At 60.6% G+C, this 19,543-nt stretch carries 22 protein-coding genes and 2 pseudogenes; 10 read left to right on the top strand and 14 right to left on the bottom strand.

Features of this window, described 5'->3' with window-relative positions; genetic code table 11:
• The first annotated feature begins 36 nt into the window (after positions 1–36).
• The gene (locus tag C3F42_RS29065) at positions 37–825 is read left to right on the top strand and encodes a formate/nitrite transporter family protein (protein WP_094012005.1); all 789 of its coding nucleotides are present in this window, start codon (positions 37–39) and stop codon (positions 823–825) included.
• A gap of 6 nt (positions 826–831) precedes the next feature.
• On the opposite strand, the gene C3F42_RS29060 is transcribed toward C3F42_RS29065, so the two are convergent.
• Positions 832–2,322, bottom strand: coding sequence for a PLP-dependent aminotransferase family protein (locus C3F42_RS29060; protein ID WP_104445256.1), 1,491 nt, complete (start codon positions 2,320–2,322; stop codon positions 832–834).
• A gap of 79 nt (positions 2,323–2,401) precedes the next feature.
• Here C3F42_RS29060 and C3F42_RS29055 point away from each other — a divergent pair, with 79 nt between their 5' ends.
• Complete coding sequence (locus C3F42_RS29055) at positions 2,402–4,054, top strand: NAD(P)H dependent flavin oxidoreductase family protein (protein WP_104445255.1); 1,653 nt, start codon at positions 2,402–2,404, stop codon at positions 4,052–4,054.
• Between the two features lie 31 nt (positions 4,055–4,085).
• Here the strand turns inward: C3F42_RS29055 and C3F42_RS29050 are convergent, their stop codons facing one another.
• The 5 genes from C3F42_RS29050 to C3F42_RS29030 all read right to left on the bottom strand — a co-directional run bounded on the left by C3F42_RS29050 (position 4,086) and on the right by C3F42_RS29030 (position 9,249).
• Positions 4,086–4,382, bottom strand: coding sequence for a DUF3144 domain-containing protein (locus C3F42_RS29050; protein ID WP_104445254.1), 297 nt, complete (start codon positions 4,380–4,382; stop codon positions 4,086–4,088).
• A gap of 29 nt (positions 4,383–4,411) precedes the next feature.
• On the bottom strand, positions 4,412–5,047 hold the full coding sequence (locus C3F42_RS29045; protein ID WP_094012004.1) for a LysE family translocator: 636 nt from the start codon (positions 5,045–5,047) through the stop codon (positions 4,412–4,414).
• 97 nt (positions 5,048–5,144) lie between these two features.
• Positions 5,145–6,482, bottom strand: coding sequence for an MFS transporter (locus C3F42_RS29040; protein WP_104445253.1), 1,338 nt, complete (start codon positions 6,480–6,482; stop codon positions 5,145–5,147).
• 43 nt (positions 6,483–6,525) lie between these two features.
• Positions 6,526–8,067, bottom strand: coding sequence for a class I adenylate-forming enzyme family protein (locus tag C3F42_RS29035; protein WP_104445252.1), 1,542 nt, complete (start codon positions 8,065–8,067; stop codon positions 6,526–6,528).
• A 3-nt stretch (positions 8,068–8,070) separates the two neighbouring features.
• On the bottom strand, positions 8,071–9,249 hold the full coding sequence (locus tag C3F42_RS29030; protein ID WP_104445251.1) for an acetyl-CoA acetyltransferase: 1,179 nt from the start codon (positions 9,247–9,249) through the stop codon (positions 8,071–8,073).
• 140 nt (positions 9,250–9,389) lie between these two features.
• Here C3F42_RS29030 and C3F42_RS29025 point away from each other — a divergent pair, with 140 nt between their 5' ends.
• The 3 genes and pseudogenes from C3F42_RS29025 to C3F42_RS30045 all read left to right on the top strand — a co-directional run.
• Positions 9,390–9,962, top strand: a complete 573-nt coding sequence (locus C3F42_RS29025; protein ID WP_046855313.1) for a LuxR C-terminal-related transcriptional regulator — start codon at positions 9,390–9,392, stop codon at positions 9,960–9,962.
• A gap of 61 nt (positions 9,963–10,023) precedes the next feature.
• Positions 10,024–10,602, top strand: a complete 579-nt coding sequence (locus C3F42_RS29020; protein ID WP_104445250.1) for a hypothetical protein — start codon at positions 10,024–10,026, stop codon at positions 10,600–10,602.
• 127 nt (positions 10,603–10,729) lie between these two features.
• Positions 10,730–10,828: pseudogene (locus C3F42_RS30045) on the top strand (RNA polymerase subunit sigma); the annotation flags it as partial.
• Positions 10,829–10,864: 36 nt separating this feature from the next.
• On the opposite strand, the gene C3F42_RS29010 reads toward C3F42_RS30045, so the two are convergent.
• The 3 genes from C3F42_RS29010 to C3F42_RS29000 form a co-directional block, all read right to left on the bottom strand.
• A complete protein-coding gene (locus tag C3F42_RS29010) occupies positions 10,865–11,152 on the bottom strand; it encodes a DUF3077 domain-containing protein (protein ID WP_104445249.1) in 288 nt (95 codons plus the stop codon).
• Between the two features lie 184 nt (positions 11,153–11,336).
• Positions 11,337–11,594, bottom strand: coding sequence for a hypothetical protein (locus C3F42_RS29005; protein ID WP_104445351.1), 258 nt, complete (start codon positions 11,592–11,594; stop codon positions 11,337–11,339).
• Between the two features lie 367 nt (positions 11,595–11,961).
• Positions 11,962–12,357 (bottom strand): RidA family protein, encoded by a 396-nt coding sequence (locus C3F42_RS29000; protein ID WP_104445248.1) that lies wholly within the window; start codon positions 12,355–12,357, stop codon positions 11,962–11,964.
• Between the two features lie 141 nt (positions 12,358–12,498).
• On the opposite strand from C3F42_RS29000, the gene C3F42_RS28995 reads away from it, so the two are divergent.
• The gene (locus tag C3F42_RS28995; protein ID WP_104445247.1) at positions 12,499–13,413 is read left to right on the top strand and encodes a LysR family transcriptional regulator; all 915 of its coding nucleotides are present in this window, start codon (positions 12,499–12,501) and stop codon (positions 13,411–13,413) included.
• A 195-nt stretch (positions 13,414–13,608) separates the two neighbouring features.
• Here C3F42_RS28995 and C3F42_RS28990 read toward each other — a convergent pair whose 3' ends face one another.
• Positions 13,609–14,358: an alpha/beta fold hydrolase gene (locus C3F42_RS28990; RefSeq protein ID WP_104445246.1), complete on the bottom strand. Its 750-nt coding sequence runs from the start codon at positions 14,356–14,358 to the stop codon at positions 13,609–13,611.
• Between the two features lie 364 nt (positions 14,359–14,722).
• On the opposite strand from C3F42_RS28990, the gene C3F42_RS30040 reads away from it, so the two are divergent.
• From C3F42_RS30040 to C3F42_RS28975, 3 genes and pseudogenes are all read left to right on the top strand, one after another.
• Positions 14,723–15,067, top strand: a complete 345-nt coding sequence (locus C3F42_RS30040; protein ID WP_104445245.1) for a hypothetical protein — start codon at positions 14,723–14,725, stop codon at positions 15,065–15,067.
• Between the two features lie 42 nt (positions 15,068–15,109).
• Positions 15,110–15,301: pseudogene (locus C3F42_RS28980) on the top strand (transposase domain-containing protein); the annotation flags it as partial.
• A 10-nt stretch (positions 15,302–15,311) separates the two neighbouring features.
• Positions 15,312–15,803 (top strand): GNAT family N-acetyltransferase, encoded by a 492-nt coding sequence (locus tag C3F42_RS28975; RefSeq protein ID WP_104445244.1) that lies wholly within the window; start codon positions 15,312–15,314, stop codon positions 15,801–15,803.
• A 99-nt stretch (positions 15,804–15,902) separates the two neighbouring features.
• On the opposite strand, the gene C3F42_RS28970 is transcribed toward C3F42_RS28975, so the two are convergent.
• The 4 genes from C3F42_RS28970 to C3F42_RS28955 form a co-directional block, all read right to left on the bottom strand.
• A complete protein-coding gene (locus C3F42_RS28970; RefSeq protein WP_104445243.1) occupies positions 15,903–16,529 on the bottom strand; it encodes a VOC family protein in 627 nt (208 codons plus the stop codon).
• 100 nt (positions 16,530–16,629) lie between these two features.
• Positions 16,630–17,436: a diaminopimelate epimerase gene (gene dapF, locus C3F42_RS28965; RefSeq protein WP_104445242.1), complete on the bottom strand. Its 807-nt coding sequence runs from the start codon at positions 17,434–17,436 to the stop codon at positions 16,630–16,632.
• A gap of 229 nt (positions 17,437–17,665) precedes the next feature.
• Complete coding sequence (locus C3F42_RS28960; protein WP_104445241.1) at positions 17,666–18,058, bottom strand: hypothetical protein; 393 nt, start codon at positions 18,056–18,058, stop codon at positions 17,666–17,668.
• A gap of 132 nt (positions 18,059–18,190) precedes the next feature.
• A complete protein-coding gene (locus C3F42_RS28955) occupies positions 18,191–18,457 on the bottom strand; it encodes a low molecular weight protein tyrosine phosphatase family protein (RefSeq protein WP_104445240.1) in 267 nt (88 codons plus the stop codon).
• A gap of 447 nt (positions 18,458–18,904) precedes the next feature.
• On the opposite strand from C3F42_RS28955, the gene C3F42_RS28945 reads away from it, so the two are divergent.
• Positions 18,905–19,462 (top strand): GNAT family N-acetyltransferase, encoded by a 558-nt coding sequence (locus C3F42_RS28945; RefSeq protein ID WP_104445238.1) that lies wholly within the window; start codon positions 18,905–18,907, stop codon positions 19,460–19,462.
• The last annotated feature ends 81 nt before the right edge of the window (positions 19,463–19,543 follow it).

Raw genomic sequence — 19,543 nt, 5'->3', positions numbered from 1 at the left:
CGGCCTTGCCGTTGTCCTTGCGTTCGAGTTGTTGAAATGTCTGTGAATACCCCCTCCCGGATCACCGAGCTGGTCATCGAAGCCGGTACCCGCAAAGCCCTCTTACCCGCCCGCGCCATCTTGATCCTCGGTTTTCTGGCCGGTGCGTTCATTTCCCTGGGTTTTCTCCTGGCGATCCACGTCAGCACCATGATTCCCGCGCAGTGGGCCTCGTTCGGCACGCTGCTGGGCGCCGCGGTGTTTCCCATCGGCTTGATCCTGGTGATCCTGGCAGGTGGCGAGCTGCTCACCGGCAACATGATGAGCCTGCCTCTGGCAATGTTCGCCGGGCGTATCCGCCTGCGGGCAGTGGCACGCAACTGGACCCTGGTGACCCTCGCCAACCTGCTGGGCGCGCTGTTCGTCGCCTACTGCTTCGGCCATCTGCTAGGGCTGACCGAGGGTGCTTACCTGGGCAAAACCCTGGCCAGCGCCACCAGCAAGGTGAGCGCCGACTTCCTGCACGCTTTCGTTTCCGGCATCGGCTGCAACTGGCTGGTATGCCTGGCAGTGTGGCTGTCCTACGCCAGTCGCGAGATGAGCGGCAAGATCCTCGGCATCTGGTTCCCGATCATGGCCTTCGTCGCCATCGGCTTCCAACACGTGGTGGCCAACATGTTCCTGATACCGGCGGCGATCTTCGCCGGCTACCTGAGCTGGGGGCAACTGCTGGAGAACCTGGCAGCAGTGTTCCTCGGCAATGCCGTGGGTGGAGCGTTTTTCGTCGGCCTGGCCTATTACGTGTCGTACGGTGTACCTGCTCAGGAACAGGGTGCGCTGCGCTGACAGCACCTACCCGGCGATTGCCGCTGCTGCCTGGGCCAAGCGCCGCACAGCCAGGGAGATCTCGCCCTGGTCCAACGATGCGAAGCCCAGGCGCAGAGCATTCTCCGCCTCGCCGGCAGGTGAAAACTGCCGGCCACTGCGCACCACCAGGTCCAGTCGCAGCGCCTCGGCCACCAGCCGCTGCACATCAATAGCTGGATCGAACACCACCCACAGGGCCAGGCCCCCTTCCGGCTCGCGCACCACCACCCGCTCGGCGAACGCCTCGCGCAGGCAACGCGCCAGTGTCTCGCGCCGGCGCAGGTACTCCTTGCTCACCCGACGCAGGTGCTTTCTCAGCTCACCGGCGTTGATCAAGTCTGCCAGCATGCGCTGCATCACCGCGTCGCCCTGGCCCAAGGTCAGCGCCGCGGTCCGCGCAAATACTTCGATGACCGGTGCTGGCGCGACGATGTAGCTGCACCGGAAGGTACTGCCCAGCGACTTGGAAAGCGAGCCGATGTAGATCACATGGCGTTGCGCCGGATCGCTGGCCAGCGGCAGGTACGGCCGGCCGGCAAAGTGGAACTCATGGTCGTAGTCTTCCTCGATCACGCAGAATTCATGCACTCGCGCCAGCTCCAGCAACCGTCGCCGGCGACCGGCACGTAGGCTGACGGTGGTGGGGAACTGGTGGTGGGGAGTGATATAGAGCATGCGCACCGGGTGCAACCGGCACAACGCGTCGATCTGCTCGACCCGGCAGCCCTGCTCGTCCAGGTCCACGGTCACCAGCCGAGCGCCCAGCCGGCGGAAGATCTCCCATGCCGGCGGATAGCTCAGGCGCTCGACCAGCACCACGTCCCCGGGCTCGATCAGCGCACTGGCGGCCAGGTACAGCGACATCTGCACGCCTTGGGTAAGGCAGATATGCTCTGCCTGCACATTCAGGCCGCGGTCGTGGCGCAACATCTGCGCCAACGCGCAACGCAGATAATGACCGCTGCCGTCACTGCCGTGGCGCACCGTGTTGCTGGCGAAGCTATAGCGCAGGGCATTGCGGTAGTAACGATGCAGCACGGCCTGGGGCAACAGCCTATGGTCACAGGCACCGTTATCGAAGAACAACGCACAGGGCCGCTGCTGCAATGCCGTCGCCTGGTCGTTTGCCGCGAAATAGGCGCCAGCGGGTGCGTCGCGCAGCACCCGGGCGAATGAGCGCGGGCCACCGGGCACCGGCACTGCCGCTGTCGCGAGTTGCTGGCTGACGAAGGTGCCACGACGCGGCACGCTTTCCAGCCACCCCTTGGTCACTGCCTCCTCGTAGGCAAGGATCACCGTCTTGCGGTTGACGTCGAGCAGTTGGGCCATTTCCCGCGTGCCGGGCAACGCAGTGCCGGGCCGCAGACGGCCTTCGGTGATGGCGGCCACCAGGCCTTCGACGATTTTCCGGTAGGACGCCTGTGGCGCAGCGTCATCGAGGTTGAGCAACAGCCGCCATTTGCGGAGCTGGACCATGTGAACTATCCAAAACTGGAGGTTTTCCTGGGCCAAGTCTACCGCAACAATCACGCCTTCTCCTTGCCCCGAGGTGCCCATGCCCAATCGTCATGTCATTGAATTGTCGCCCTCGGGCAGCACGTTCGACGCCCACCAAGAATTGCTGCTCGACGCCATGCTTGCCAGCGGCCTTGCCGTGCCGTTCTCGTGCCGCCGAGGTGCCTGCGGCTCGTGCAAGGTCAAGGTTGTTTCGGGTAGCTATCGCGACACGCCACGTAGCGCGGACACACCCGCGCCCTCCTATCCCCTGGCTCCCGACGAGATGCTGTTGTGTCAGAGCCATGCCTGCAGCGACATGTGCCTGGAGATTCCCGGCTGGTCACTGGACACCCCCACCCTGGCGTTCACCGCGCAGGTACAGAGCCTGCGCGCCTTGAGCCAAGACATCAGTGAACTGGTGCTGCAGCCCGCACAGCCTGTGGAGGTTCGGCCTGGCCAGTACGTCAGGTTGTGTCTCGACAACGGCGACAGCCGCTGCTTCTCCATCGCCAACCTGCCGGCGCACGATCAAGGACGCATGGTGTTCCATATCCGCAAGGTCAGTGGCGGCCTGTTTTCCGAGCGTCTGCTGCCCACGTTGCGCAGGGGCGACATGGTGAAGCTCGAGGGCCCGACAGGTGCCTGCACTTGGCAGCATGAAAATGAACGGCCAATGGTGCTGTTCGCCACCGGGACCGGTTACGCCGGCATCAAGCCCTTGCTGCTGACCGCTCTGGCGCGCAAGGCCGAGGTTTCACTGTACTGGGGCGGTTCAACGCCGGACGACTTCTATGACCGTGGCTTTCTCGACCAGGCCGGCCTGGAGCACCCTCGGTTTCAGTGGCACCCGGTACTGTCGGCGCGCGCGCGCGTTCACCAGGTGGCGCTGGCCCAGGGACATCCCTGGGGGGACACACAGGTCTATGCCTGCGGTAACGCGGCGATGATCCGCGAGGCCCGCGAACAGTGCCTGGCTGCGGGGGTTCAGACGCATCGGTTCATCGCCGAGGCGTTTGTCCCCAGCGGCACCGCGGCGGCGCCAAACGCACTGGATCCGTACTGGGAACAGGTAGGCCCGCGCTATTCGCTCGATGGCATGCTGGCCGCCCGCGAGCAGACGGTAAGAGCGCTGGCGGCGATTGCCAGTCAATTGAAAATCGGCATGACCACCGCCCAGGCCCTGGCGATGGCCGAGCAGACCTTGCAGGCCATGGGCGCCTCGCACACCTGGCACCCGACCTACATCCGCTTTGGCGACGACACCGTACCCACACCACGCCAGGGGATTGACCCGCAGCGCCGGCTGCGCGCCAGTGATATCGCCGTGGTCGACCTCGGCCCTGTGTGGGACGGCTATGAAGGCGACTATGGCGACACCTTTGTGTTTGGCAAGCATCCCCTGCATCTGGCCTGCGTCACGGCCTTGCACGAGGTGTTCGAGGAAACGCGCCAGGCCTGGCACACAGGACTGACCGGCCGCGAACTGTATGACGTCGCCGAGCGCAGCGCCGCGGCAAAGGGTTGGCGGCTGGAGCGCAACTTGGCCGGGCACCGCATCACCGACTTCCCCCATGCCCTGTTCGGGCAGGATAAGCTGGCCGATCTACCGATCGTGCCGGGGGAGATGGTCTGGGTGCTGGAAATTCAGCTGTGCCATCCCACAGAACCGGTGGGAGCGTTTTTCGAAGACATCCTGCTGGCCAGGCGCTAGCGCCGCCTTCACAACGCCTGCGGGTGCTGGCTCAGCCGTCCTTGCCCAGCACATAGCGGTCGAAGTGCTCGATATGCTCGTCGAGGTTGTCCTCGAGCATCATCCGGTACTGCTCGCTGAAATACTTCAACAATTCCTCGCGCGCTGCCGCCATCTCCGCCGCGGACTTGAAACTGCGTGCCGCCATCCAGGCATTGAAGCGGCTGGCGGCGAAGGTCATCGAAGCGCTGACCTTGCCGAGGTCCTCGAGCTTTTCGATCTGCTGGTTAGCCAGTTCCACATGCGCATCGGCGCGGTCGTAAAAGGCCTGGTCGGTGGCTTGTGCCATGGGAATATACCTATCGGAAAACTTTGTGCTCAGGCGGTCTTGGCCTGAACGGTGAACAGGCTGGCCCCCAGCGTCATGAACGACACGCCGAACAGGCGATTCATCAGGCGCGCACGGTTCGGCGCAGCCAGCTGGCGTTTCAAGGCTTGGGCCAGGGTGACATAGAAAGCGTGGGACAGTATCGAGCACAGGGCAAAGGTGACTACCAAGAGGCCGAGCTGGCCATCGGCGCCGTGGCCGGTGCGCATGAACTGCGGCAGGAAGGCGGCGAAGAACAGGATCGCCTTCGGGTTGGTCAGCGCGACTGCCACGCCATTGAGCAGCAGCCGCCGATTGCTGGCGCTGGCCTTGACCGGCTGCTCCAGCAGGTCAAAGGCGCTGGTACGGCTCTTCCACTGCTTGATCCCCAGGTAGATCAGGTAACTCGCGCCGAGCACCTTGAGCAGCAGGAAAGCCGTGGCCGAAGTCTGCAGCAATACCCCGAGGCCCGCACTGGTGGCGGTGGACACCACCAGCAGCCCGAGCGCGTTGCCCAGCGAGCCGAGCATCGCCCGCTTCGGCCCGTGGGACAGCGAGTTGGACAACGCCATGATGACACCCGGGCCTGGCGACAAGGTCACCACCATCGAGACAACGACAAATCCGAACCAATCGTGCAGCGACATCCTTGTACATCCTCGGGCCGATTACATGAGGCGGCGACTGTAACAGAATGCCGCCCCGCTCCGGAATTGGCGCTGCGCCTGATATCCCCGTGCTACATCAAGCCTGAGAATCCGCCAGTACCGTCCCCACCGGCCGTTCTTGCGTCGGTGCACGGTTGCACGCCACGAAGTCCTCCTGGCGCAGCACCACCAGCGCCAGCAGCGACGCCACGCCGGTGCCCACGTAGAAGTACCACGGCGCGGTAATATCCCCGGTCACCTTGATCAGCCAGGTGGAGATCAGCGGCGCGCTGCCGCCGAATACCGCCACCGGAATGTTGTAGGCCATGGCGATGCCGGTGGAGCGGATGCGCGTCGGCAGCAGCTCGCTCATCAGCGCGTAGGTCGACGACGCATACAGCCCGAACAGGATCGCCACCGCCATCAGCGGCCAGAACAGGGTCGCAGGTGTAGCGCCCGGCGCGGTCTTGAAGAACCAGTACATGGCCAGGGTCGCCAACGTGCCGATCACCATCAGGAACGGCTTGCGCCCGTAGCGATCGGTGAAGGCGCCGCCAAACGGCATCACCAGCGCCGCCGACAGGCTGGCGACGAACACATAGAGCAAGGTGGTGCCGCTGTCGAATTTCAGCGTGTTGGACATGTAGGTCGAGGCGAAAGTCAGCACCAGGTAGAAGATCGAGCTGTGCAAGGTGATGATGAAGAACACCAGGGCAATCGAGCGCTTCCACTGCCACACCTCGCGCAGCGGCGCCTTGGAGGTCTGCCCGGCCTCCACCAGGGCGAGGAACTCCGGGCTGTCCTCGAGCTTGAGGCGAATATACAGCGAGATGAAGCCCAGAGGGCCGGCAATCAGGAACGGAATCCGCCAGCCCCAGTCCTGCATCAGCTCGGCGCCCAAGGCCCAGGTCATACCATTGGCCACCGCGCCGCCCAACAGCAACCCGAGCACCGCCGTGACCATCAGCCAGCAGGTGGCGAAGCCCCGACGGCCGGGGCCGGCGTATTCGGAGATGAAGCTGGTGATGGTGCCGATCTCGCCGCCGGCGGAGAAGCCCTGCACACAGCGGATCAGCACCAGCAGCACTGGCGCTGCGATGCCGATGCTGGCGTAGGTCGGCAGCAGGCCGAGCAGGAAGGTGGAGCCTGCCATCATTACCAGCACCGTGATCAGCGTGCGACGGCGGCCGATCTTGTCCGCCAGCGGGCCGAAGAACAGCCCGCCCAGCGGGCGGATGAAGAAGCTCAGGGCGAAGGCCGCGAAGCTCGCCAGCAGGCTGCTGGTGGGGTCGTCGGAAACGAAGAAGGCCTTGCCGATATACAAGGCCAGGAAACCGTATACACCATAGTCGTACCACTCGATCAGGTGGCCGGTGGTGGCGCCGATGAAAGCCCGGTGCCGCTGGCGCTGGGTGTTGGCGGGTGACATGCCCATGCGGGTAACTCCTGTCGTGTCGCTTTCCATGAAATGTCGCGGCTCAAGCGCTGCCGAGCGACCCGTCCGGGTCCAGCAGCCATTGGCGCAACTGGGTCTTGAGAATCTTGCCATAGCTGTTTTTCGGCAGCTCGGCGCAGAACAGGTACTTCTTCGGTTTCTTGAACGAGGCCATGCGCGCCAGGAACCACTCATTGAGCGTCCGCGCATCGAGGCTGCCTGCCGTGCGCGGCACGACGAAGGCCACCACCGACTCGCCCCACTCGGGGTCGGCTTCACCCACCACGCAGGCCTCGAACACTTCGGGGTGCTGGATCAGCACTTCCTCGACCTCGCGGGGATAGATGTTGCTGCCCCCGGAAATGATCACGTCCTTGCTGCGGTCCGTCAGCGACAGGTAGCCCTGGCCGTCGAGAAAGCCGATATCGCCGGTGTGCAGCCAGCCATCCACCAGGGCCGCCGCGGTGGCCTGGGGATTGTCCCAGTAACCCTGCATCACCACCGGGCCGCGCACGACGATCTCCCCTGCCTCGCCAGCCGCCGTCTCCCGGCCCGCGCCATCGACCACGCGCACCTCCACGCAGGCCTGGGCGCGGCCAACGGAAGCGGCGATGGCCGGCCAGCCCGGGTTGCCACGGTCGGCGATGGCCTCGCGGGACAACGCACTGATGGTCATCGGGCATTCGCCCTGGCCGTAGATCTGCACCAGGCGCGGGCCGAAGGTATCCAGGGCATCCACCAGGTCCGCCAGGTACATCGGGCCGCCGCCGTAGACGATGGTCTTGATGCCTTCGCCGGCATAGCCTTGCTCGCGCGCCTGCTCGACCATGCGCTTGACCATGGTCGGCGCGGCGAACAGGCTGACCTGCCCCAGCGATCGCGCCAGGGTGAACAGCTCCGTCGCCTGGAAGCCCCGGGACAGGGGCACCACGTGCCGGGCGCCGCAGCGCACGTGGATGAAGTTGTACAGCCCTGCGCCGTGGGACATCGGCGCGGCATAGACCACGGCGTCTTCGGCGGCTACCGGGTCGACGTCCAGCGGATAGCACAGCGACATGGCCACCAGGTTGCCATGGGACAGCATCACCCCCTTGGAGCGCCCGGTGGTGCCGGAGGTGTAGAACAGCCAGGCCAGGTCGCTGTCCAGGCGTGGGTGCGGCGCCTGCAGCTCATCGCTGGCCGGCAACCCCGGCATGCACCGGGCAGGCGTGGCCAGCTCGCGGCAACCGTTCGGCAATGCCAGGTCGGCGAACAGCTGGCCCTCGTCGGTGAAGATCAGCCGCGCCCCGGCATTGCCGGCGATCCACGCGGCCTCCAGGGCGTGCAGCTTGTGGTTGATCGGCACCGCCACAGCCCCGCACCACCAGATCGCGTAGAGCAGTTGCAGGTAGTCGCAGCTGTTCTTCATCAGCAGCGCCACCCGCTCGCCCGGTTCGATGCCGTGCACGTGACGCAGCTCCAGCGCCCGTGCCCGCACCCGGGTGGCAAACATCCGGTAGTCGGCGATCTGCCGCGGCCCCTCGAACAACGCCGGCCGCTCAGGCCAGCGCAGGGCCGCATCCTGCAACCAATGGGCGATGTTCATGGCTCAGACCCTGACGGCTTGCAGCACACTGGCGTAGTTGGCCACCGCCATGCCGCCCATGTTGAACAGCAGGCCGAACTCGGCATTGGGCACGCCCAGGCCGATGGGCTTGCCGGTCAGCTGGGCGAAGCCCAGGGCATGCATCGACACCCCGGTGGCCCCCACCGGATGCCCCTTGGCCTTGAGCCCGCCGGACAGGTTCACCGGCAAGCGCCCACCCTGGCGCACGATGCCATCGTCCAGGGCGCGATGCCCCTCTCCACGGGGCGCCAGGCCCATGGCTTCGTAGATCAACAGTTCGGCGATGGTGAAGCAGTCGTGCACCTCGGCGAAACTCAGGTCGTTGAGGGTCACCCCTGCCTCGCGCAGCGCCCCGTGGATGGCCCGCTGCGGCCCCTCGAAAGCCAGCATGTCGCGGCGCGACAACGGCAAGAAATCATTGGCCTGAACCATCGAGCGGATCGCCACCTGGCGCCGCATCGAGCGGGCGCGGGCAGGCGAAGCCAGGATGATCGCCGCAGCACCATCGCTGATCAGCGAGCAGTCGGTCAGGCGCAGGGGCGCCGCGATCAGCGGGTTGCTCGGCGACACCTGGTTGCAGTGCTCGAAATCCATCACCCGGTGCATCTGCGCCAGCGGGTTGGCCATGGCATTGGCGTGGTTCTTCACCGCGATCGCCGCCATCGATGCCAGTGGGCTGTGGTAGCGCTCGGTGTATTGCTGGGCGACCTGGCCGAACAGCTGGGCAAAACTCAGGCCGGCCTCCTGCAAGGCGTTCTGGTAACCGGCACCAGTCAGCGCCCGGGTGACCTCGACCGTGCTGTTGCCAGTCATCTTCTCCGCGCCGACCACCAGCACCAGCTCGGCGGCGCCGCTGCGGATCGCGTTGATCCCGGCCTGGATCGCCGCCGAGCCCGAGGCACAGGCGTTTTCGCAGCGGGTGGCGGGTTTGAAGCGCAGTTGCGGGTCGGCCTGCAGCATCAACGATGCGGGGAAGCCGTCGGCCACCAGGCCCGAGTTGAAGTGGCCGAGAAACAGCGCGTCGATCTCGGCGGCGTCGATGCCTGCATCCTGCAAGGCATCGCGGGTGACCTGGACGATCAGGTCTTCGAGGTTCAGGCCATCCAGGCGACCGAAAGGGCTGTGCGCGGCGGCGACGATGGCGACGGAATCGTGGAACATGGTGTTTTCTTCTGTCCTTGAAGCGGGTATTGCATACAATGTGTCAGCACCCGAATCCCACGCTAGTTGGGGCAACTACGTACACGAGTAAGTAGTGAGCCTTACGGGGCATGACCATAAGCACCGAGGCAGGAAGCCTGATGACCGTACCCACCCACGCCTCCCCGGACCTCGAGCGCCTGGCGTTCCAGGTGTCACCCGCGCCGCAACTGATCACCGGCCACCGGCGCATGCTCGACTGCAACGAGGCCTTCGCCCGGCTGTTCGGCTACACCCGCGAGGAGCTGCGCGGGCACCTGACCCTGCTGCTCTACCCTTCCCAGGCCGACTACCAGAGCATTGGCGAGCGCAGCGAGCACTGGCTGCGCAACGGTCTGGGCGCCTTCTATTCGGACGAGCGTTTCATGCAGCACCGCAACGGCGAGGTGTTCTGGGCCCGGGCCCAGGGTTTCACGCTGACGGCGGAGGATCCGTTCAAGCTGATGATCTGGCATTTCGAACGGCTCGACCGGCAGCCGGCGCCAGCGGTGCAACTGACGCCGCGGGAGCGGCAGATTTCATCGCATATCGTCAACGGGCTGACCTGCAAGGAAGTGGCGCGGCAGCTGGGGATATCGCATCGGACGGTGGAAGTGCATCGGGCGCGGTTGATGAAGAAGTTGCAGGCCAAGAACAGTGCAGAGCTGGTATCGAGGATAATTTTCATTAGCTGATCCCTACACCAGTAGCAAAACGCCAACCAAACCATACAAACCAGATAGGACCGGAGTCACCTTGAAACTGCTAGACAAAAAGTGGAGTCAAATAAGCCACATCCACAATACGCAAATAGTCAAGTCAATTTATATATGGCTGTTCATCGTTCCTATACTGGTAAAGGCACTTAGCGAAGTCCCTTTAGACCTAAATTTTCAAATCGCAGGACAAGCGATTCCGATTAAAATGGAGCTTCCATTTTCATTTTTCTGCTTTTATCTAAGCGCCTTCTTTTTTGTACTATCAAACCTGATTTTCAACTTTAGGTGCCCTCAACTGGTAAAAGACCACAGCTCTTGGAGAAGCTATGCCGAGCACGGAAAGGGCATGGAGCACCTTTCAAATTATGTCGACAACCTAGACGTTTCGGCACAGGCAAAAGATGAAGCTTGGCAAGTGGAGCCCACTCGCAGTCCTGGCGGGTTACTGCAAGACCAGTTCTGGGCATTCCACAATCTCGGCGAGTGGCAGACGCCAAAATCCAGAAAAATGGCTGTTGGCTTGACCTATTTAGCGTTTGTCTTCATGGCCTGGGTGATCATTCAAAACTTACTGACTGTTTCGAAATATGCATTCCTTCACCAGCCTATAAGTTAGTCGCCAGCATATCCCGGCTGAACTGCACCTAGCAATCCCCCCGCCATCCCGAGAAAATGCGATCAATTACCATTTACACCTTGGGCCCTGCTCCATGTCGACGCTCGACCGCTAGGCGCTTCACCAGCTGTACTGCGAAAACAACAGCTGGCTGAAAAGCTGGCTGCGCGCACGCCTGGGCAATGCCGCCGATGCGTCCGACCTGGCCCACGACACCTTCCTGCAAGACGGGGCGGCCCTGCGCGCGCCGCCCCTGTCTGCGTCATACGTTCTTCACCATTCCCATATGCGCATCATCCATCAATGCCTTGGCCATATCGCTCAGGTAGTGCGAGGCCCAGACCAGCACCGGTTCGTTGTCCATCACACCGATGAAGGAAGCCCGGCGGGCGCTGTCGAGCAGCACGGAAGCCTGCTCCATGGCGTAGTTCGCACAGTTGCCAGGCTCTACGCGGAACAGCCGCGTACCTTTGGTGGCGCCTTCCAGGCAGGTGCAGGTGCCGACGGTCCAGCCGAGCTGGCCGTGGTCTGCAGGGGTTTCGTTGTCCATTTGCGAAATCCTCGGGTGTCTTTGATGTAGCGGGCTCGAAGACACGGTCGCGTGCCGACCGGTATGCATAAAATGCGTGGGAGCGGGCTTGCCCCGCGATGAGGCAAGTCCAGGTGATGACGGGAATCGCATCAGCAGTTTCACTGATCCGAGCGCCCACTCTCACCAGTCCGTGGCGGCTCTGTCAGTGCACAGTGTATGACGGCGGTCGCGTACTCATGTGGAGCTGGGCGAGCGCCGATTCCAGCAATGTGCGGGTGGCGTCAAGCTCGTGCATCATCGTCAGCATCACCAGGGTGGCCGGTGACTTCGGCAGGTGATTGAACGATTGATGGGCGACGGCCAGCGCGCACATAACGTACTCGGTGGCCTGGACCAGGGTGTCTTCAAGGAGATGGGGGGATTCGGTGGACGGTGGTGGATCCGGGACGATCTTGAGCATAAGCACCTCGCAATGCATGAGTCAGACCGCCACCTTTTCACTTGCAGGTGAAAGGTGGCAGCTACGTGCAGGCCTGCAAGACCGGGGCATTACGAGGCGAAAACCCGGCTGACCAAAAGGTCACCCGCACGTAGCCACCATAAAGCGAGACCCACGACTCAACGCCGAGGCTCGTGGTGAGCACCATCGTAATACCGCGCAGGCTTGCAGACCCGGTCGTTGATTTGGCAACGACCCAGCGAGACTAGCCGCCACTTCGAGGGCGCAACAGTTGCCAAAGCATGCTTCGGAAACGGACTACTCGAAATAGGGAAAATCTTATTAATGCCTGTAGGACGTGTTATGAACTTGCTCCCCTATCCCATTACTATTGCGGCAGTTTCGCGATCACCTTGATCTCGAAATCGAAGCCGGACAGCCAGGTCACGCCGATAGCGGTCACCGTGGGATAAGGCGCTTCGCCCCAATACTCGGCAGCCACCTCCCAAATGGTTTCGAATGTCGAGTCGGGGTCGACCATGAAGATGGTCGTATCAACCACATCCTCGAAACTACCACCGGCCTCGGCCAGGATCGCGTTGAGGTTGGCAAAGGCCAAACGAACCTGCGCCGCGAGGTCAGGCTCGGCCGAACCATCCTTGCGACTGCCGACCTGACCGGATACGAACAGAAAACCATTGGAGCGAATCGCCGGCGAGTAGCGGTGCAACTCGTACAAAGCATGGCGATCTGGCGGGAAAACGACATCACGTTTGCTGGACATGGCCTACCTCGTTCTGGGCCATCGCGGCCCGCTGTTTACGGTGAGGCCACTATAAAAAACGCCACCTGTCTGGATAAACGGGCAGCGCTGGCCAGGACTGTTTGTATACTCCAAACAATCCAGGGGCGAACGAGGCGTGGAATGGACCGATTCGATGCAATGCAGGCGTTTGCCCGGGTGGTGGAAACCGGCAGTTTCACCAAGGCCGCCGCCACCCTGCACATGAGCAAGACCACCGTGACGCAGCTCATCCAGCAGTTGGAAGCGAGGCTGCGCGTGCGCCTGCTCAACCGCACCACACGCAAGGTCAATGTCACCGCCGACGGCGCGGCCTACTACGAACGCGTCGTCCGGTTACTGGCAGACATGGACGACGCCGAGACCAGCTTGTCCAGCGCGTCGATGGCGCCGCGCGGTCGGCTGCGGGTGGATGTACCCAGCCCGCTGGCGCGGATGCTGCTCATACCCGCCTTGCCGGAGTTCTTTGCACGTTATCCGGAAATCCAGCTGACGGTGGGCGTGAGCGATCGCATCGTCGACATCATTGGTGAAAACGTTGACTGCGTGGTGCGTGGCGGCGAGATCACCGACCAGTCCCTGGTGGGAAGGCATGTGGGCGATCTGAAACTCGGTATCTATGCCACGCCCGGTTATCTGCAGCGCTTCGGGACACCGGCGCACCCCCTTGAGTTGGAGGAAGGCCCGCACAAGACCGTCGGCTTTCTCTGGTTTCGTACAGGCAAGACCTTGCCCTATGCAATGCACCGAGGTGATGAACGCTTGGAGGTCCAGGCGCGGCCGCAACTGACAGTCGATGACGGCAATGCATACCTAGCCGCCGGCCTGGCTGGCCTCGGGATGCTCTGGCTGCCGCAGTACATGGCCAAACCGCACCTGATCAGCGGCGAATTGCTGCCGCTGTTTGAAGACTGGCACATGGCGTCAATGCCGATGTACCTGGCCTTCCCGCCGAATCGCCATGTCAGCGCCAAGGTGCGTGTGTTTATCGACTGGATAACCGAATTGATGGCCGAACATGCGCCGGTGATTGGCTGATACAAGTGCAAGGCCGCTCCAGGACCAGGTACTCCGAATTTTTGCTTTTGCCCGTTTTCTGACAGTGCGGTGGAGGCCGACTATGGGTCGTTACTGGCATTTCGTGACTGGCCGCTTCCGCCCCATTGCGAACGTTTATGCCCAATGGCCGCTTTTCCGCTAACTGAGCTTCCAAGGAGTAGCGCGCGAATCCGATCAAACCCGATCGAGTATCCGGGCCATCACCTGTGCAAAGGCCTGTGGCTGCTCAAGCATCATCAGATGCCCCACCTCAGGCATGATGGTCATGCTGGTCGCCTTTGCTATTGCCCAGTCAGGCACATCCCATTCAGCCCAGGAGCGCTCTCCTGCTAATAAGTGCACAGGGATAGAAGAAAATACCGTCTTCAATCCATCGTGGTAGTGATCACCTCCGGTCTCGATCAATACTGATCGGGCCATGGCTTGCAGTGTGCTGGAGGGTTGATGAGCCAACCAGGTCGCAGCGACCTCATAGCGTTGCTGACTGAATGCAACCCCTGCTCGCTCCATCCAATCTTTCGGGTTTGCACGAAAGCCGCCTAGCAGAGCCTCTGCTTCTTCCGCAGACATTCTCGCCACGCTCGAAGACCAAAACGCATCTTTGAGTGAAAAATTGCCCTCTACGCTCGTGATGCTGGCTACCTCATCCAGATAACGCCTCGCATAGAGCATCGCTACAACGCCACCCACTGAGTGCCCGACCAAGTGTACTCGCTCACCTTGCGCGTAGTTGCTGATCTCTCGATGCAGATGCTCGATCTGAGAGGGGATATCCACGGAGCTTGGCGCAACGATACTCAGATCCCCATATCCGAGGAGGTCAGGCACGACGACCGGACGCGGATACAGACTTTGATACAAGGAGCTGTGATGAAGACAGCCGATAAGGCCGTTGATGAACACGACGGGCGTTTCCTTGTGCATGAGTGCACCCCGATGGCATGAAGAATGATTGATCTTGCATGCGCCAGGTGGGCTCTTGCCAGCCTCTGTTTTTTGCATTGACGCATGTACTGACGGCGGACAAGCAATGAGCTGGCCAGTGACCCTGTCTGAACGCAGCACTCACGTCAGAGTGATGTGTGTGTGGCGGCGTGGATTGCGCATCCACTTCAGGCCTTTTGATTTGTGGTGAAGGGCAGCTATGGGTCGATTTCGGCCAGCCGCGACCGGCCGCCTTCGACTCGTAGCGGACATCCAGGTAGAAGCCCCAGCCATGTAGGTATAGGCTGTGCACTGCTGAAATGGATTTCTAGGTGAGGGCAAGTGGCTTATGGCAAATTCCTGAATTCACGAGCGGTTGAACAACCGTCGGTTCACTGTAGCCAACAACTCCCATGGGCTATCGGGTAGTGGAACGGTATTTCACTATCTCGTCGACGGTAGGGCCATCACCGGAACTTACCACGGTGGCCGTATCCGCATGGGTAGTCAAGTGGGTCGGGTGACGGGCATCAACACCATCGAGCTTCTTTATCACTGCCTCACCACTGAGGATGAGATCCTTGCTGGCTGGTCGCGCGGTGAGATTGGCCAAGACGATCAAGGGCGCACGACGCTTCATTTTGTTTGGGGGTGGTTATCCGGTGCTACGGGTGGGGGAGAGTCTAGTTACATAGAGCTTGTCGACTAGCTCGCCTATCGTAAAAGCAGAGATTCTCGAACGCCTGCAATGGGTCGAAAGCGATCTGCGCAACCGGCCGCCGTGGCCATTATGAGTATGATCCAGTCGGCGCGCATGAACGGACATGATCCTTAAGCCTATTTCAACGTTGTGCTGATGCGGCTGCCGGCTCAGCGGGCCAGTGAAGTTGAGCAGCTGCTGCCGCACCAGTGGGCGGCAGCTTGGCAGTGTAGAGGTCGTTAAGGAAAGCAATATGATCCGCCTAGCCGACATAAGTGATGAGCCCGATATTAGAAATTGCGCTGAACAAGCGTACGTTCGTTATGTGCCAGTGATCGGGCGCAAGCCAGCCCCGATGGTCGCCGATTACGTCGCGCAGATAGCGGCAGGAGTGGTCTATGTTGCGACGGACGGCCAAACCGGTTTTCAGGGCTTTATTGTGTTTTATGACATGGATGGGTATTTCCTGTTAGAAAACGTGGCCGTCCTCCCGAGCGCAGCCGGATGCGGGATTGGAAAGAAGCTAATTAGCTTCTGTGAAAATGCCGCCCGACAGCGTGGTGTGAGCGCCGTTCGTCTGTATACCAATGCAAAGATGGCAGACAACCTTTCGATTTATTCCAGGCTTGGTTATGTGAAAGTAGCGGAGCGCACGGAGGATGGCTTCAATCGCGTTTACTTCGAAAAAGACCTTACAAATCGGATGCGGCCTCCCCAGGCTGGCCCAGATGACGCTTTTGGATGAGGGGATCGGCCGGACGCTGGAGAGTAAAATTGGTCATCGTACGGTGATGATTAAGGCCCGGTCACTAAATTTCCAAGTGCAGGTTGCACAGCGTTAGCACTACAGGATGCTAAGGCCATTCGGCGTAGTGATGTAGGCCTTCAATGCGTATCGTTCATTGCGAAGGACACTAACCGGGCCGTTAAAGCCGATGGATTCCAGCTGGCGTTCCACTAAGTGGGGATCGGGGTAAGAAATTTCCAAGCGTTGCAATTTGCAGCCGCTATCATCGAGTCGCTGAGCTGGATGCTCCGACTCGCCCCAGTCGATCAGGCTAGGGAGTGCTCCTTCAAAGGGCAGTTGTCCGTCAGGCTGTATCGAAATTTTCCACGACAGCGCTCCCCTGCTCATCGGCTCGATTTCTCCAAAAACCTTCCTGAGGCCTTCGTCTGCGTTATCCAGATGCTCCGTACGTGCGACCCAGTGGGCTAAAAATGGCGATGTCTGAGCACTAAGTTTATCCAGAGCGAACCATCTAGGTCTTGTGGACGAGGGAGCCATACTGTCAGGAGCGATGACTTCAAGATAAAAAGATTCTCCTAACCGCAGCAACAGATTATGAGTGCTCATACGCGTATGCTGTCCACCTGGCTGCATCTGGACTCCGAGCTGGCTTTCAACGAATCGGGCTCCTAACCGAAGGCTCGGTGACACAATGACCAAATGATCTAAGGTGGAACGCCTCATGGCCCTCTGTCTCCAAGGAACATGTTCTCGATGCAGTGTCGGTAACCCATATTTGGTAAGCCCTTACCGTAGCGGAAAAAAGGCTTGAGAGTGAGAGCATTCAGCCATTCTGCGACAGACACTCTTGATCCAACCAATACTGCCCAACCTTACATACCGGCCCCTGCATGAGGACGTTGTTCTCGTCATCAAGTTCGATAGTGATTTGACCGCCCGGCATGTGCACTGTCACCTGATCATCAACGAACCCCAGTCGGCGAGAAACTGCCGCAGCAGCGCAACTGCTAGTGCCCGAAGACAGGGTGTAGCCAACTCCACGCTCCCAAATCTGCACCGCTAGGTTTCGGCGATCCACAACGTTCACGAATTGAACGTTGGTTCTGTTTGGGAATAGCGACAAATGCTCAATTATTGGCCCGAGCTTGCGTGCAAGTGCCTCGGTGGGCTCGTCGACGAACACCACACAATGGGGGTTACCCATCGACACCGGGTTCAAGTACAGGTGCACGCCATCGACGTCCACTGAGTGTTGTTCGTCCTCAGGGAATGCCGCCAGTCCCATGGCGATAGAAATGCGTCGACCGTAGTCTATTACTTGACAATGAACCTTCCCGCCTTTGGTTATCAACTCGAACGGCTCGTGAGTAACGATGCCTTGATCCCATAGATAGCGACATAAAATTCGCAGACCGTTGCCACTCTTCTCCGCCTCGGTTCCATCGGTATTGAAGATGTGCACCGAGAGCATCTCGCCTGGTGCAATGGCAGGCACCAGGATGCCATCACTTCCCAGTCCTCTATTCCGGTCGCATATCAACGAGATAGCTTGGGTCGAGCAATCGAACGGGGCATTTTCGTGGTAGACGAGATAGTCGTTGCCAACTGCGTGATACTTTACGAATTGCATGAGATGTGGCACCAAGACGCTTCGGGGCGGGGATTAATGACGTGAGGTTGTAAAATAGCACACGACCGCTGAATCGCCAGCGGGCCCGGGTTGAGCGCGTCTCATTATGAGTGTCTGAACAGAGGAATATTGATCGGTAGCGAAGAAGGCAGTAGGTACTGCTTTTTTCCAGCGTCTGCAATGGGTCGAAAACTGCCGGTCGCGAGTGGCAGCTTTCGACCCAAAACGGTCAATCGCTGTCGGGCAATTCTCGTAGTAACTCCAAAAGCTGTAGCCGGGTATAGCACTCAGACGGCTTGATGTGTTCCGAGTCCCCCGAGTGTTGATATTCCCCCTCGTCGAAAGCCAGATAGATGTTGAACGCTGGCTGCGGCATCTGCTCATCCATACCCAGGTCAACAATGAGCGTGAACAGACCGTTCATGATGTCATCGCCAATCTCAAACGACATTTCACCGAAGATGAATCGTCGAGCAGCTTCAATCGACAGAGTATTCAGCAGCTCCGCAGGGCGCAGGCCCAATTGCCTGGAGTAAAACAATAAATCGGTCAGTTTCAGCTCGGCCTGTTGCGCCGTGCTCAGCAGGGTCTCGATCTTGGTGTCGGGGAGCGCTTTGATCATTGGCATCCTGGCACTGGGCGGTTGATTGCTGGCGAGGCGCCCACGCGATACACGCGGAACCCAATCTGAGGGCTAACTCTCAAGGCAGGCCGCCACGCTGTCTTCCAAGATGGAGATCAACTCAGGGTCCATTTAGCGGTAGTCGTCGGGAATATCCAGGACGTGCAACCGCTTGTGTTCAAGCAAACGTGAATACTCCGCCTGCAGCCGCTGCCGGTGTTTGCTCTCCATGACGAAAATGACATCGGCCCAGCGGATATCCGCCGGGCCGATGGCCCTGCATGCATTCGGGCTGGTGCCTGCCGAGCGGGCTTCAAAGCCTGCGCGGCGGCGCCACAGATTTTCCGCAGTGGGGCTGCGCCATTGGTTGCGGCTGCAAATGAACAGAAGGTTGGTCATCCTTGATCCAGCAATTGGCGGGTGGAGCGAACGGGGTAACTCATGCCGAGCTGGCACGCCCTCTTCAGCTTCTCGGCGCGCCCGTACAGCAATTTCCAGTTCTTTTCCGGCTTGAACACAGGTGGTTGTACTGTGTTGATCTTGCCGTGTGTACGGCCCTGCTGGCGTCTCCAGGCTCGGGTTCTTTGCATATTGGCTTCCTCGTGAGTACCGGGTTCAGCAGCCGCAGTAATACGAGTCGAGCACAGGATAGAAGGGTTTGGGCGATGTTGCGAGCCCTGTCAGAGTTGGTCGGCGTAATTTCGACCCAGAGCGGCCCTTCGCGACCGGCCGCTTACGCCCCATGGCTGCCCTTGGCGAAGGTCAGCTAACGGCCAGAAGCAGTCGACACAAACCAGCCCGGTACAGATAATCAAAATCTCACAGGGATGCCCGGGAACGAATGTCATGGACTGTCTTCCGACGCTTGTCACTGATCGACTGGTTCTCACCCCCCTCCAGTTAGAGGACTCGCCCATCATCCAGGAGCTGTTCCCCTGCTGGGAGGTGGTTCGCTACCTGGATCGTCGTATCCCATGGCCGTATCCAGAAGACGGGGCGCTGGTCTATGTCCGAGATATCGCCCTGCCTGCCATGGCAGCAGGTCGGGAATGGCACTGGATGATCCGCATGCGCGACGATGCCAGCTGCACCCTGGGTAGCATCAGTTTGTATGATCAGCCTGGAAACAACAGAGGCTTCTGGCTCGCCCCACAGTGGTGGGGAAAGGGCTACATGCGCGAGGCATGCCGGATTATCAATGCCTATTGGTTCGAGACACTGTCGCGTCCGCTCATGCAGGTTCCCAAAGCGGTTGCCAACGACGCATCTCGCAGGGTCTCGAAACATGAGGGTATGCGCTTGGTAGACGTGCGTTCAGGTGATTTTGTATCTGGACAGATGGAGGTCGAAATATGGGAGATGACTCGTGCTGACTGGTTAGAAAGCTCGACTGCCAGTCGCTAGTTCTTTACGTCAGCGGTTCAAGCGCGGGCAGCCGCCCCGTACCGAGGGGCGGCGTTGACTTGCCTTTTTTGGCTTTACCCG

The sequence above is a fragment of the Pseudomonas sp. PONIH3 genome (assembly GCF_002934345.1).
In the GTDB taxonomy this organism is placed as follows: Bacteria; Pseudomonadota; Gammaproteobacteria; order Pseudomonadales; family Pseudomonadaceae; genus Aquipseudomonas; species Aquipseudomonas soli.
Note: the sequence above shows the minus strand (reverse complement) of the source record. Positions and strands in the feature narration are given on the sequence as shown.